Annotated in this window: 12 protein-coding genes; 9 read left to right on the forward strand and 3 right to left on the reverse strand. The window is 32.3% G+C overall.

Going from position 1 to position 13,560, the window contains the following annotated elements; genetic code table 11:
* Window positions 1–196: 196 nt before the first annotated feature.
* The 5 genes from BN4220_RS15645 to ltrA all read left to right on the forward strand — a co-directional run bounded on the left by BN4220_RS15645 (window position 197) and on the right by ltrA (window position 5,731).
* Window positions 197–1,210 (forward strand): phosphotransferase, encoded by a 1,014-nt coding sequence (locus BN4220_RS15645; protein WP_066718488.1) that lies wholly within the window; start codon window positions 197–199, stop codon window positions 1,208–1,210.
* Between the two features lie 71 nt (window positions 1,211–1,281).
* The gene (locus tag BN4220_RS15650) at window positions 1,282–1,485 is read left to right on the forward strand and encodes a hypothetical protein (RefSeq protein WP_066718489.1); all 204 of its coding nucleotides are present in this window, start codon (window positions 1,282–1,284) and stop codon (window positions 1,483–1,485) included.
* Window positions 1,486–2,093: 608 nt separating this feature from the next.
* A complete protein-coding gene (locus BN4220_RS15655) occupies window positions 2,094–2,396 on the forward strand; it encodes an ArsR/SmtB family transcription factor (protein ID WP_066718490.1) in 303 nt (100 codons plus the stop codon).
* 24 nt (window positions 2,397–2,420) lie between these two features.
* Window positions 2,421–3,779 carry an MATE family efflux transporter gene (locus BN4220_RS15660; RefSeq protein WP_066718492.1) on the forward strand — a complete coding sequence of 453 codons (1,359 nt, stop codon included), beginning with the start codon at window positions 2,421–2,423 and terminating at the stop codon, window positions 3,777–3,779.
* A gap of 539 nt (window positions 3,780–4,318) precedes the next feature.
* On the forward strand, window positions 4,319–5,731 hold the full coding sequence (ltrA, locus tag BN4220_RS15665) for a group II intron reverse transcriptase/maturase (protein WP_066713335.1): 1,413 nt from the start codon (window positions 4,319–4,321) through the stop codon (window positions 5,729–5,731).
* A 112-nt stretch (window positions 5,732–5,843) separates the two neighbouring features.
* Here the strand turns inward: ltrA and BN4220_RS15670 are convergent, their stop codons facing one another.
* On the reverse strand, window positions 5,844–6,689 hold the full coding sequence (locus BN4220_RS15670) for a DegV family protein (RefSeq protein ID WP_066718497.1): 846 nt from the start codon (window positions 6,687–6,689) through the stop codon (window positions 5,844–5,846).
* Window positions 6,690–6,937: 248 nt separating this feature from the next.
* Between BN4220_RS15670 and BN4220_RS15675 the strand changes: the two genes are divergently transcribed.
* Window positions 6,938–7,495: a TetR/AcrR family transcriptional regulator gene (locus BN4220_RS15675; RefSeq protein ID WP_197467946.1), complete on the forward strand. Its 558-nt coding sequence runs from the start codon at window positions 6,938–6,940 to the stop codon at window positions 7,493–7,495.
* Between the two features lie 233 nt (window positions 7,496–7,728).
* On the opposite strand, the gene BN4220_RS15680 is transcribed toward BN4220_RS15675, so the two are convergent.
* The gene (locus tag BN4220_RS15680; protein ID WP_066718502.1) at window positions 7,729–9,057 is read right to left on the reverse strand and encodes an MATE family efflux transporter; all 1,329 of its coding nucleotides are present in this window, start codon (window positions 9,055–9,057) and stop codon (window positions 7,729–7,731) included.
* Between the two features lie 251 nt (window positions 9,058–9,308).
* Here BN4220_RS15680 and BN4220_RS15685 point away from each other — a divergent pair, with 251 nt between their 5' ends.
* From BN4220_RS15685 to BN4220_RS15695, 3 genes are all read left to right on the forward strand, one after another.
* A complete protein-coding gene (locus BN4220_RS15685; RefSeq protein WP_066718505.1) occupies window positions 9,309–9,605 on the forward strand; it encodes a metal-sensing transcriptional repressor in 297 nt (98 codons plus the stop codon).
* An 80-nt stretch (window positions 9,606–9,685) separates the two neighbouring features.
* Window positions 9,686–9,958: a metal-sensing transcriptional repressor gene (locus BN4220_RS15690; RefSeq protein WP_066718507.1), complete on the forward strand. Its 273-nt coding sequence runs from the start codon at window positions 9,686–9,688 to the stop codon at window positions 9,956–9,958.
* Between the two features lie 284 nt (window positions 9,959–10,242).
* Entirely contained in the window at window positions 10,243–12,117 is a 1,875-nt protein-coding gene (locus BN4220_RS15695; RefSeq protein ID WP_066718509.1) for a heavy metal translocating P-type ATPase, read from the forward strand.
* A 70-nt stretch (window positions 12,118–12,187) separates the two neighbouring features.
* Here the strand turns inward: BN4220_RS15695 and BN4220_RS15700 are convergent, their stop codons facing one another.
* Window positions 12,188–13,156, reverse strand: a complete 969-nt coding sequence (locus BN4220_RS15700; protein ID WP_066721076.1) for a tyrosine recombinase XerC — start codon at window positions 13,154–13,156, stop codon at window positions 12,188–12,190.
* Window positions 13,157–13,560: the final 404 nt, after the last annotated feature.

Here is a 13,560-nt window from a genome sequence, read left to right on the forward strand (position 1 = left end):
AAAGACGTATAATAGAAACTAATAATTACATAAATTGTATTTTTTGATTCGTTTATTTGATACAACTTAGAATTGATACAACCTAGAATTGATGCCACTTAGAATTGATGCCACTTGCTAACAAACATGGACTTAACAATAGTTTTAAGAGTTATCGCCGTCCATAAACAATTTAATACAAAGGAGTGCCGATAGGATGGAAAATGCGTACGATATTAAAGTAAGATACTCACAATTTGAACCACAATCGTTACAAAAAGAACTGATTTCCCGTTATAGCTTTAAGGAACCTATAAATTGTAGTCTATATGATGCAGGTATCAATGATATATACATAGTGAACGTAGAGAATTGTGTTTATTATTTAAGAATTTCACAAACCGGTATGCATGAGCAAATCGATTATGAACAAGAACTAGAAATTATTAATACATTAGCTAAAAATGATATTTCAGTTGCGACTCCATTACCTACAAAGGAAGGAGACTATTTATGGAAGATTAATGCACCTGAAGGACCTAGATATGCGGTATTATTCCATGAAGCAGTAAATACTCCTTCAGAAGACACCGAAAAACAACTATTTCATCTTGGAAAAATGCTAGCAAGTTTACATCTAGTTGCGGATGAACATGCTTTTGAAGTTAATCGAGCCCCAATCGATTTAGAGCAACTTTCTATAAAACCTTTAGAAGTGATTGAACCTCACTTAAAGCAAAGACAAGAAGATTTTAACTATTTAAAAAGTTCTGCAAAAGAACTATGTAATTATGTTAAAAGTAATTTAAGTCTTGAGAAACCTTATTACGGATATTGCCACGGTGATATTCATTCAGGGAATGTATTCTTTCATGGAGATGAACCAACAATATTTGATTTCGACTGTATGGGATATGGCTGGAGAACTTATGATATCTGTGTTTTTGCTTGGAATAAATCATTTAAAAATGAAAGTTACATAGATTCAAAAGAATGGCAAGCATTTTTAAATGGCTATAATTCAATTCGTCAATTAAGTGAGATAGAAATTTCATCAATACCTGTATTTGCTGCATTACGTGAATTATGGCTTATGGGACTTCATGCCAATATGATAAATAGGAATGCAGGATGTAGTTGGTACAATGATGACTATTTTAACTTCCGAATTAAGATTTTTAAAACCTGGTATAATCGAGCATTTGGAATACAAAAAGATAGCATTGAGTAAATGTGTAATTATAAATGGTAGTTCGAATATGTCATAATGTGTAGTAATTTCATAATAAGGAGAATATTAAAATGTTATTGCGATTTATGTGGGGAATAGGTATTTTTTATTATTGGACATGGTTTATCTGGCCTTTTGCATTTGTATTTTCATTAGCACATGGGATTGCGTCTATTATAAAAGATAAAAATTCAAGTAAAACACTTCTGTTAATTGCAGCAGTTTCTCTGTTAATTATTTTGGCAGGTATTAATGGGTTAAACTTTTCTAGTTAGTTTTAGTATGAAATGAAGCTTATAGATCGTTATCATCTTATATAACAAATTAAATGTTTTTAGCTATCTTTTAACAATCTTTTCAACAAGTTTTAAAAGCTTAAATATTAGCCTATATCTTAAACTAAAATTCAAAGTAAGATATAGGCTTTAGTTTTTTGTAATAAGTATTCCTATAATTATAAGGCTAAGTGCTTTCTTTTAACATGTATCCTTCAGACTATCGATACAATTTTTCTCAACTTCATATTACATCAATGCAAGTTCTCTCATCTTAACTATTTTGGCTCAACTCCCCATACAAGCGCACCATTCATATAACCTCTAACTTTTTCAGCATTTACATACTGATTGCTTACTGCGCTTTATTACTCCCTGCACCTTAAACATAGCATAATAACCAATATATGTAAATATAGCAAGAAATATTTGTATACTATCACAAATAAACCATGAAAAAGCATTCGTTTTAAACAAAAGGAGGTATTCAAAAAATCATATTGACAATTCTCTATATAAATAGTACTCTACATATAGATAAGTTTCTATATGTTAGCTTACTATGTTTTAACTTTTCATTTTATTTACTTTCAAGGAGATTATTGTCTATGTACAAAAAATTTGTGCCAATTTATAAAGCATTAGCGGATGAAACACGTTTAAAGATAGTAGATATGTTATCCTGTGGAGAAATGTGTGCGTGCGACATTCTTGAATATTTTAAGATATCCCAACCAACGCTTTCGTATCATTTAAAGATTTTAACTGAATGTGGACTTGTAAAAGGTAGAAAAGACGGTTCATGGATGAGATATCGTCTCAATGAAGAATTCGTTGAATCTTTGAAAGAATTTTGGAATCAAATTACTACGGATAAAGCATCCTGTATTTGCCATACAGAGAAGAAATAAATAAGTAAAAAGTTAGGAGAAAAAATGAGTCATAATCTTGGGAAAGAAAAAGTCAATTACTTATTATGGCAGTTAAGTATACCAGCCATTTTAGGTATGTTAAGTAGTGCCATTTTTAATATAGTAGATAGAATTTTTGTTGGTAAAATCAATTCCTTAGCGCTAACTGCAGTTGGAATTACAATGCCTATACAAATATTTCAGATGGCATTTATACTACTAATAGGAATAGGATCCTCCTCTTTAATATCCATAAAATTAGGTGAAGGAAAGAAAGAAGAAGCAGAAGATACCTTATATCTGGCATTTAAATATATCATACTGTTTCTAATTGGATTTGCAATTCTTTTTCTTCTATTTTTAGATCCGATTTTAAATTTGTTAGCAGTATCAAAAGATGTACTTCCATATGCAAAAATTTATATTATCATCATCATCGTTGGAGCTATTATAGGTATCCCTGGATATTGTTTGAATAACTCATTACGAGCGATTGGGCAAGCAAAGGTCTCAATGAAAATCATTGTGATTACCTCAATTCTTAATATTATATTGGATCCGATTTTTATATTTATATTTAAATTAGGAATAGCTGGAGCAGCCATAGCAACCGTATTATCTCAAACAGTTTTAACGGTTTATGTCGTTTATGCATTTGTAAAGAGAACAGATTTTTTAATTCATTTAAAAAGAAGAAAAGTAACAAAGGAAAGGGTCTTATTAAAAGAGTTATTAAAGATGGGTATGCCATCCTTTTATGTTCAGATATTTGCAACAATTGTTAATATGATCATTAATTATAGCTTGCTTTTAGTTGGTACAGATATGGATATTGCTGCGGTTACCATTATGTCCAGCATTTTTAGTTTTTATCATATGGTGGTTGTTGGTATCGTTCAAGGAAATAATACGATTTGTGGGTATAATTGGGGCGCGAAACAGTATGGTAGGGTAAAAAAATCCTTGGAGTTATCTCTTTTTTACTCATTCATTCTATCCTTTGCATTATTTGCGGTAATTCAATTATTCCCTCATCTTTTAGTTGACATTTTTACCGATGATATAGAACTTTCAAGGATTACGGCTACTGGTATAAAGCTGTATTTAAGTATGATTCCACTTGTTGGTATACAAATTGTTAGCTCTCAATATTATCAAGCAGTCGGAAAAGCAACGAAAAGTAGTGTGCTATCATTTTTACGATACGGAATCATAATTATCCCAGCGATTATTCTTTTAGCACCTAAGTGGAAAGTTACAGGAATATACTTTAGTAATGCTTTATCCGATGGAATTGCATCAATTATAAGTATTGGATATATTCTATTCGAAATAAAAAGACTAAAGCAATTAGAAGATGAAAGATTGATTGAAAATCCTTGAAATAGCGCATTGTAACAAAGAATTATCTTAAATTTATATATGAGCTAATATAAATTATTGAATTCAAAAAATCATAAAAAGGATTACTACGATGATTAATCGAGTAATCCTTTTTTATAGTGTGCCCAGCATGGGCGCAATCTAATGGGTTAAAGTCCCTAACACAGCCTAGTAGTGGCAAGTGTATAGCCCAAGACAAGGGTGTCGTTCGTGAGGGCGAATCTGAAGGAAGTCCGTGGGCAAATCTCTGGTCTGACGAACAGAAATCACATACAAGGCATTAATTAAGGATAAGATTGCTATACAAATCGAAGTCCAATAACTACTCGAAATTAATTAATGTAAATGTGGCAGATAGATGGAGAGGAAGATTGCGTTCTTACCTGGGGAGGTCTTAGTGATACGTCATGGAAGTGAACTCTGAAATGACAACCCATGCAGTGATGTATGGCTGAACACTAAGAAGTCAGCAGAGGTCATAGTACCGGAGGTAGTCGACGACCTTTGGGAAGGACTGAACAATAGGAGGTTTTGAAAGTTTGAAAGAAACAAAGAAATGTGATGACAGCAGACAACTGAATACAGAATCAGGTCATTTGCAAAAGGATAGAGTGGAACTCGAAAGCTATGCAAAGGCGCCGAGCATTTCTATGACGTCGGATAACAGACAGAACGCCCGAAGAGAATATCACTATGGATTGCTAGAGAAAATCATTAGTAATGAAAATCTAAATGAAGCCTTTAAACGTGTAAAGAAGAATAAAGGAAGTCATGGAATCGACAAGATGGGAGTAGATGAACTTCTACCATATCTAAGAAGTCATGGCGAAGAGCTTAAGCAATCCATAGCAGATGGAAGTTATAAACCGAATCCCGTAAGAAGGGTAGAGATACCAAAGGATAACGGGAAAACAAGACCATTAGGGATACCAACTGTAGTAGACCGAGTGATACAACAGGCAGTATCACAAGTACTAACGCCAATCTTTGAGAAGAAATTTTCAGAGAATAGTTATGGATTTAGACCAAATCGAAACGCGCATCAAGCAATTCTAAAATGTAAAGAATACATGGATGAAGGCTATAAATGGGCGGTAGATATAGATTTAGAAAAGTACTTTGATACTGTCAACCACGATAGGTTAATTGGGCTGATTTATAAAGAAGTCAAGGATATACGAGTAATCGGACTGATAAGGAAGTATCTAAATGCAGGAGTGATGGAAAAGGGATTAGTAAGTGCTACTGTAGAAGGGGTGCCTCAAGGTGGGAACTTATCTCCACTATTAAGTAATATCATGTTGCATGAACTAGATATGGAATTAGAACGAAGAGGACTTAAGTTCTGCCGTTATGCAGATGATTGCAATGTATACGTGAAATCAAAGAAATCAGCAGAACGAGTTATGAAAAGTATCACGGAGTTTATAGAAAAGGACTTGAAGCTTAAAGTTAACAAAGAGAAAAGTAAGGTAGACCGACCATGGAAACTAAAATATTTAGGATATACCTTTTACAATAAGAAAGGTGAAATGGGAATAAGAGTACATCAAGTTTCTGTTAAGAAGTTAAAAGGAAAACTTAAGAGTATCACTGGAAGAAGTAATGCAATGAGTATGGAACTCAGAGCTATTAAACTAAAACAATTAATTGTTGGCTGGATAAGTTACTTCAAACTAGCAGATATGAAAGGTACCTTACGAGAACTTGATGAGTGGCTAAGAAGACGTTTACGTCTTTGTTACTGGAAACAGTGGAAAAAGATTAAAACGAAACATGATAACTTAGTTAAACTAGGGGTAGAGAATTGGAAAGCATGGGAACATGCGAATACAAGGAAAGGCTACTGGAGAATCTCCAATAGCCCAATCTTAAATTCAACTCTTACCAATAAATATCTTAGAGAACAAGGTTTTATAACACTTAGTGAAAGATATTCGCAAATAAGGTAATCTTATTGAACCGCCGTATACCGAACGGTACGTACGGTGGTGTGAGAGGACGGAAATTCAATTAATGAATTTCCTCCTACTCGATTATTTGAAAATGATAGAAGAGACGTATCTAAGCTTCAAAGCCTATTAAAATACCACCTTGTTCCGCATAATAACTGCAAAGGCCACTTGTTTTCATAATCTCAATTTCACAAGATGGAAATTGATTCTTAATGGAATTAGCTATGTATTCAGCGATTTCGATATTAAAGCAATGAGCAATTACCACCTTGCCACCTCGATAATTTCTAGATAACATTTCTTCAATTGCCTTATCATAAACCGTCAGCTTACCCCTACTTTTATTTAGCAATTCAAGGGTACCTTCTTCACTAGCAATACCTAACATTTTAATTCCAAGAATTCCTGCCATGCTAGCTTTAAGTCTACTTACACGTCCATTTTTTACTAGATTCTCAAGTGATTGTAAAATAAATAGAAGATGAGTGCTTTTACGATATTCTTCGATAATTGTAACGATATCTTCAAAGCGTAATCCTTCCTCCATTAACTCTGTTAACTTCCTTACGATAAGAGTCATTTCAGGGCCAGTAGATTTAGAATCGATAAGATGAATCTTACGGTCTGGATAATTCTCAATAAATAAATCCTTTGCAGTTCTAGCACTGGAATAGCTCGCTGAAAGTGCACCTGTTATTGTAATTACAAATACATTTTCCGACTTTTCAAATGCTTTTATATAGTCATCTGGACTTGGAGCAGCACTGCCAGTTTTTCCTTTATAAGCGTACATTTCTTTCATAAATTCATCGATATCTAAGTTAAAATCATCGACGAATTCTTTATTTCCAATATCAAGTTTTAGTGGAACTCTTGTAAAATCAATTAGTTTATCTACATCAGATCTAAAATCTTTCATATCGCAACCTGAATCAACGACTATTCCGTATTTCATAGTTACCTCCATTGTCATAACCATCATTTATGGGCGAGTAATATATTATACTATATAAAAGTGGTTTTTATTACTACATCATATTGTACAATAAGCTATAATATGATACAATTTACAAAAGTGGTTAAAATGTTTATAAATCATAAAGTTAAGAATGGAAAACTTCACTTTTATGAAACAAGTTTACGTCTGAAAATGCAGTCACAAACTTGATATACAATTGATGAAGTGTAGAAATGGGGTTAAATATGAGAATATCAGAAGGTGGCACGAATCTAACAGCAAGAAATCAATACATAAGAATGTGTATAGCGAAGACATTAATAAAGCTCATGGAAGTAAAATCCATAGAAGATATTACAATAACAGAGTTAGTAAAAGAAGCCAATGTGTCTAGAATGACATTCTATAAATATTACAAAACAAAGCAAGAAGTCTTATCTGATTATATGTATGAGATTGTAAATGAATATATGGAGGATGCTAAAAAGAAGCCAGAGATTGGTGGACTTCATGATTATAAGCATATTTGCCATTGCTTTCAATTTTTTCAGCAATTTAGCCAATTTATATTGATTTTAATACAGGCAAATATGTATTCCGTTATTATCAATGCGTTGAATAACTATATGGATACTTATGTTTTACCAACCACCAATCGTTCAAAATATGAACTTTACTACTATGCAGGGGCTATCTGCAATACCTATATAAAATGGGTGGAATCGGGGATGGAAGAAACACCAGAAGAAATAGCAGAAATAGTGTATCAACATGTTAAGGCTACTGATATACAACCAACCTAATTATTGTAGCTGACGATTTTGACTGCATAAATCTAAAAATAAGTACATAGAGCAACAAGATCCCAAAAGTATTGTAAAGCTAAGAATTTATCCTTTACATCACTTCTGGGATTTTTTAATACTATGTCCTTAAAAACAATTGAACATCTATTAAATTACATTTTCTAAAATAAGCTACGCTAAACGAATAATTTAATGAAGCAATATTATAAAATTACATCTAAGTTACAAATCTAAATTACAATAGTTTGCCATTTACCCCTTAAAAATCGTATCAATAATAAAATACTTCTTAATAAAAGATCAAGAGCATATCCCCACCATACGCCGAGTAAGCCAAAACCAAGTTGTACAGCTAATATATAACCTACACCAACTCGTATGACCCAAATACCAATTAACGTAGCATACATAGGAAATTTTGTATCACCAGCTCCTTGAAGAGCACTTGTCAATATTTGTGTTAATGCTACAAAAGGTTGAAAAAGAGCAATAAGCCTTAAAACAGAAATTATCATATCTTTAATTTCTTTCGTTTTCGTAAATATTCCTGCTAATTGAGGTGCAAATATAAAGAATATAATGCCGATACCAAGCATACAAATCGTGGATATGCCATCAGCCAAAAAGGTTAACTTTTTAGCTTGCTTTGGATTCTTTTCTCCTAAACTAACTCCAACTAATGTGGTTGTAGCAACCCCAAATCCCATTGCTGGAATATAGGAATAGCTCTCTATACTACCCGCAATGTTATGTGCAACATATACTCCAGTTCCTATCGATATAATCATACCATTATAAACCAATTGTCCGAAACGCATTACCAACTTTTCGATACCAGCTGGTAGACCGATTCTTGCAATTGTAAAAAAATATTCCTTTTCAAAATGCCAATTTCTAAGATCTAATTTTATACCAGATGTGCCTTTGCTAAGTTTTATAATCATTATAACTACCGATATACACCGGGATAATGTAGTTGATAAACCTAGACCGAAAATTCCCCAACCTAATTTAATAAAAATAAAATTAAGGATGATATCTAATATATTAGAAGAGATGGATAGTATCATTGGCGTTTTCGTGTCTTTTGCCGCTCTTAAGCAACTAGATAGAATCAATGATAAACATAAAAATATGGAAGGTACTGCCACAATCATGTAGTATGGAATCGCATATTCTAAAATTTCATCCGATGCACCTGATAATTTCAATAGTGGTTTACAAAAAATTAGACTGATAAAACCAACCAAAAATCCTATTACAATGCCTAAAATAATAGATTGTTTCACTGCTTTATTTGCTTGTTCATAATCTTTCTTTCCTATGTTTCTTGCAACAACCGCTGTTACGCCCACACTAACAGCAGTATAAAATGCAATAAAAATATTTACAATTAAATTAGTTACACCGATACCTGCAATCGCGTTATCATGTAGCTGACCAGCAAAAAAAGTATCGTTGGTACCTAAAAATATTTGAAATATATTTTCAAATATGACTGGTATTGCAAGAATAAGGATTGTTTTAACGTTTAATAAATTCTCTTTCTTAATATTCATTCTTTCCTCCTTTATCCCCCCATGGGGGATATGAGAAATATAATAATACAAAAATATTAAGATTACAATCATTATTTTAGATAAAATTAATTTATAAAAAAAATCTTATATCATATCATTTTATTTTGATGTTATTTTATATTGCATCAATTTCATATTGTAAAATCATATATAATATGATACTATTTCTTAAATCCCTTATAGGGGGTTATTAATAATGGCAAAAATCTCGTTGTAGTGAAAGGAGAAACATGGATAATAATAAAGAAGTACCTACTCACCAACACTCACATACACAAACTAAGGCAGTGATCAATCGAATATCTCGTGCAACAGGTCATATGGAATCAATAAAAAGAATGGTAGAAGAGGGACGAGACTGTAGTGAGATTCTTATACAATTATCTGCTGTACGTTCTGCAATAAATAATATTGGTAGAATAATTCTCCAAGACCATATTGAACATTGTGTAGTAGATGCAGTCCAAAGTGGTGATAATAAAAAATTAGAAGATTTAAACGTTGCAATTGAAAGATTTTTAAAATAGTATCCGATACCTTTTTTGACTTTTAAAACCCAATGTGATATATTAACCATATACCCCTATAGGTACCAGGAGGAAAGCAAATGAAACAATGTATGGATGCAGACAATCTACATAGGAGATTAAAAAAAATTATTGGACAAATAAATGCTATTGACCGTATGATTGATGAAGATGTACCTTGTGAAGATATTTTAATGCAAATAAATGCAGCAAAGTCGGCACTTCATAAAGCGGGACAAGTTGTACTTGAAGGACATTTGCAACATTGTGTACGAGATGGTATTGAGCACGGTGATGCAGAAAGAACAATACAAAGCTTTGCAAAAGCAATAGAAAGATTTTCAAATATATAATAAATATGATAAATAAGATGTTAAAATAGCCTTTTTAAGGTGAGTTACACGGAAAATTATTCGTGTTCTCCTTTAAAATGGCTATTTTTTGATTGTTAGGAAATTACTGTCCTATCAGTTGAAAATCGCTCCGCTAAGGATGCACAGCTGCGCGTGCGGAACAAAAGGTATGCTATATAAGTATTTGCTTACGAAAGTGTGCGAAGTGCACTTTTGTTCTTGACAAAGAAAACATACCATAATATATTATACATATACCCCTATGGGTATAAAGGAGGAACTTTATGTTTAGCAAAGCTAAAGATTTTATGTATGATGAAACAAAACGTAGTATTTTGTTTCTTATTTTATCTGGTATTTCCCTTGTAATAAGCTTTTTTGATCTTGTAAACCTGCCGTTTAATATCGCTTGGGTTGCCATTATATTATGTGGAATACCTATAATACTAGAAGGGATAGAAGGATTAGTAACAAGATTTGATATTAAAGCGGATGTTCTTGTTTCACTGGCATTAATAGCTTCTGTTATAATAGGTGAAATTTTTGCAGCTGGAGAAGTTGCTTTTATTATGCAGATCGGCGCATTGTTAGAAGAGTTAACTGTTGCAAAAGCAAGAGCTGGAATTGAAAAATTAGTACATCTTACCCCTCGTACTGCAAGAGTTATAAAAAATGGTAGGGAAGTTATCGTAACTGCACAAGAAGTAAAAATTGATGATATTATCAGAGTTTTACCAGGTGAGACTATTGCATTGGACGGTATAATTATCGATGGGCAGACTTCCATAGACCAATCAATTATGACTGGAGAATCGTTACCTGTTGATAAACAAAAAGGTGATGAAGTATCAAGCGGTACAGTTAATCAATTTGGTGCTTTTGACATGATAGCTACGAAGTTAGATGAAGATAGCTCCGTACAAAGATTAATAAAATTAGTACAATCCGCGGATGCAGGAAAAGCAAAAATTGTTGGAATCATGGACAAATGGGCAACTTGGATTGTTGTAATTGCTTTAGTGTCCGCATTTATAACTGGTATTGTAACCGGAGAGATTATTAGAGCTGTTACTATCTTAGTTGTATTTTGTCCTTGTGCACTAATTTTAGCCACTCCAACGGCGATTATGGCGGCAATTGGTAATGTTACGAAATATGGTATTCTAGTCCGTAATGGGGATGCATTGGAGAAGTTATCACAAGTAAAAAGGATTACTTTTGATAAGACTGGTACTTTAACCTATGGTAAGCCTAATGTGATACATATTAAAAGTTTCTCAGATGAATATTCAGAAGATGAGATATTTAGACTTGCAGCATTAGCTGAAATGCGGTCAGAACATCCAATCGGTAAGGCGGTAGTTTTAAGTTATACTGAAAAATACGGTGAAATATCACAGGATGCGAATCAATTTCAGATGATACCAAGTAGAGGTGTATCTGCAGTTATTGATGATAAGAATATTTTAGCAGGAAATAACGATCTTTTATATGAAAACAGTGTTATTGTTTCTTCTAAACAACAGACTTTTATAAATACATTTCTAGATAAAGGTTGTATCGTAATTCATATTGCAATCGATAAGAAATTAACTGGAATTATTGCATTATCTGATACCTTACGAAAAGATTCACCTTCAATGATACAAAGGATAAAAACGCTAGGTATTAAACCAGTACTTTTAACAGGAGATCATATACCTTCAGCGAAACAAATTGCTAAAACTGTTGGTATTGAGGATTTTAAAGCAGAATGTTTACCGGAAGATAAATTGAAAGCTATTGATGCCTATCATCAGAAAAAGGAACTTGTTTGTATGGTAGGAGATGGGATAAACGATGCCCCTGCCTTAAAGAAAGCTCATGTTGGAATAGCAATGGGTGGCATTGGAAGTGATATTGCTGTAGATGCTGCTGATATTGTTTTAGTCAGTGATGATATTAGCCAATTACCACATTTGTTAGCTTTATCTAAAAAAATGATGTCTACCATTAAGTTAAATTTGTGTTTTTCCATGGGGTTAAATTTTATAGCTATTTTATTAGCGATTACCGGAGTTTTAAATCCAGTGGTAGGTGCATTGGTGCATAATGTAGGTTCTGTTTTAGTGATTATTAATTCAGCATTTTTATTGCGATGGAAAAAATCTAATTTTTAATAAAAGGCAAAGGTACCAAAACTTGATACCTTTGCCTTTTGTAATTATCATAATTACACCTTTCTCATATTTATACCGTATGTCCTGTTTCATAATCGATAAATCCAATCGGGTTCGAATTGATTGCATCACGAAGTGCGTCATCTTCTAAATGCGTATAAATTTCCGTCGTACTAATGCTGGAATGTCCAAGAATCGTTTGTATTTTACGTATATCAACATTATTTTTATAAAGTAGGGTAGCAGCGGTATGCCTTAATTTATGAGGAGTGTACTTTTCACCATCTGCAATCCCTGCATTCATAATTTTATCTTTTACCATTTTTTCTACCGTACGTTGGTCAATGGGACGATTTCTAGTAGAAAGAAATAAGTGATCGGCATATTCTTTTGGTACGTCTAGCGTTGCCCGAACATCTAAATACTGTCGAATCGCATATAAGCATGCTTGGTTTAAATATACAGTACGTTCTTTATTTCCTTTACCAAGGATAACTAAGGTATCCCCTTTTATCTTTGATATTCTTATTCCACACAATTCTGATAATCGCATCCCACAATTTAAAAATAAAGTTAATATACAATAATCCCTTGCATAATTCTTTCGTTCTTTATTTAAAGAATTTAACAATACTCTACTTTCATCTAGGGACAGGTAGACTGGTTGTCTTTTGACTCTACCTGGTGACTCTAGTTTTAAAGTCGGATTGGAAGGAATACTATTTTCTATATTAAATAGGTAATTAAAAAAAGAGCGTAGTGTTGCAACTTTTCTTGCTCTTGCATATGGCCCATTGCCACGATTTTCTTCTACATAATATAAAAATCTATGTAAATCTTGTAAAGTGATATGGGAGATGAATTCGATATCAATCTTTCTAATATCTATGTCATCAAATTCAACATCTTCGTCCACTTCATCTTTCCACAACAACATGAATTTAAAAAATACTTTTAAATCTTTTTTATATGCTTGAATTGTATTCGCAGACTTCCCTCGAATTGTTTTTAGATAAATAAGAAAATTATCAACGCTCATTGGAACATCACGTTTATGTAAATTATTACTTTTGTATTTCAAAATGAACCTCCTTATGTCAATAAATAGTATATCACAAAGAAATAGATAAAAAAAGAAGAGATGAGAAAATATTACGGGAAATTCATATTTCCCGTAATAAATTATAAGAAGAAATCCAAGTATATTTTAATTTAGGAGATATTTTACATCTCATATTTTCAATCTTAAAAATTCGACTTTGTATATGGCTCATTTTGGTGGGTAAAATATTTTTTATGACGTATTTTATGTCTAAAATTTATTATTGCTTAAATCGACTATTACGAGCTTATATAAGGAAGTGCCATATAAAATAAGTTTTTCAATAAAACTGTATCTAAATTATGTGAATATATGGATGTAAAATGAAGTGCTAATGGTTT

The sequence above is a fragment of the Clostridium sp. Marseille-P299 genome, assembly GCF_900078195.1.
In the GTDB taxonomy this organism is placed as follows: Bacteria; Bacillota; Clostridia; order Lachnospirales; family Lachnospiraceae; genus Lachnoclostridium.

Coding starts and splice junctions, on each gene's coding strand:
- BN4220_RS15645 (WP_066718488.1), top strand. CDS start 197: ATGGAAAATGCGTACGATATTAAAGTAAGATACTCACAATTTGAACCA.
- BN4220_RS15650 (WP_066718489.1), top strand. CDS start 1,282: ATGTTATTGCGATTTATGTGGGGAATAGGTATTTTTTATTATTGGACA.
- BN4220_RS15655 (WP_066718490.1), top strand. CDS start 2,094: ATGTACAAAAAATTTGTGCCAATTTATAAAGCATTAGCGGATGAAACA.
- BN4220_RS15660 (WP_066718492.1), top strand. CDS start 2,421: ATGAGTCATAATCTTGGGAAAGAAAAAGTCAATTACTTATTATGGCAG.
- BN4220_RS15670 (WP_066718497.1), bottom strand. CDS start 6,689: ATGAAATACGGAATAGTCGTTGATTCAGGTTGCGATATGAAAGATTTT.
- BN4220_RS15675 (WP_197467946.1), top strand. CDS start 6,938: ATGAGAATATCAGAAGGTGGCACGAATCTAACAGCAAGAAATCAATAC.
- BN4220_RS15680 (WP_066718502.1), bottom strand. CDS start 9,057: ATGAATATTAAGAAAGAGAATTTATTAAACGTTAAAACAATCCTTATT.
- BN4220_RS15685 (WP_066718505.1), top strand. CDS start 9,309: ATGGATAATAATAAAGAAGTACCTACTCACCAACACTCACATACACAA.
- BN4220_RS15690 (WP_066718507.1), top strand. CDS start 9,686: ATGAAACAATGTATGGATGCAGACAATCTACATAGGAGATTAAAAAAA.
- BN4220_RS15695 (WP_066718509.1), top strand. CDS start 10,243: ATGTTTAGCAAAGCTAAAGATTTTATGTATGATGAAACAAAACGTAGT.
- BN4220_RS15700 (WP_066721076.1), bottom strand. CDS start 13,156: ATGAGCGTTGATAATTTTCTTATTTATCTAAAAACAATTCGAGGGAAG.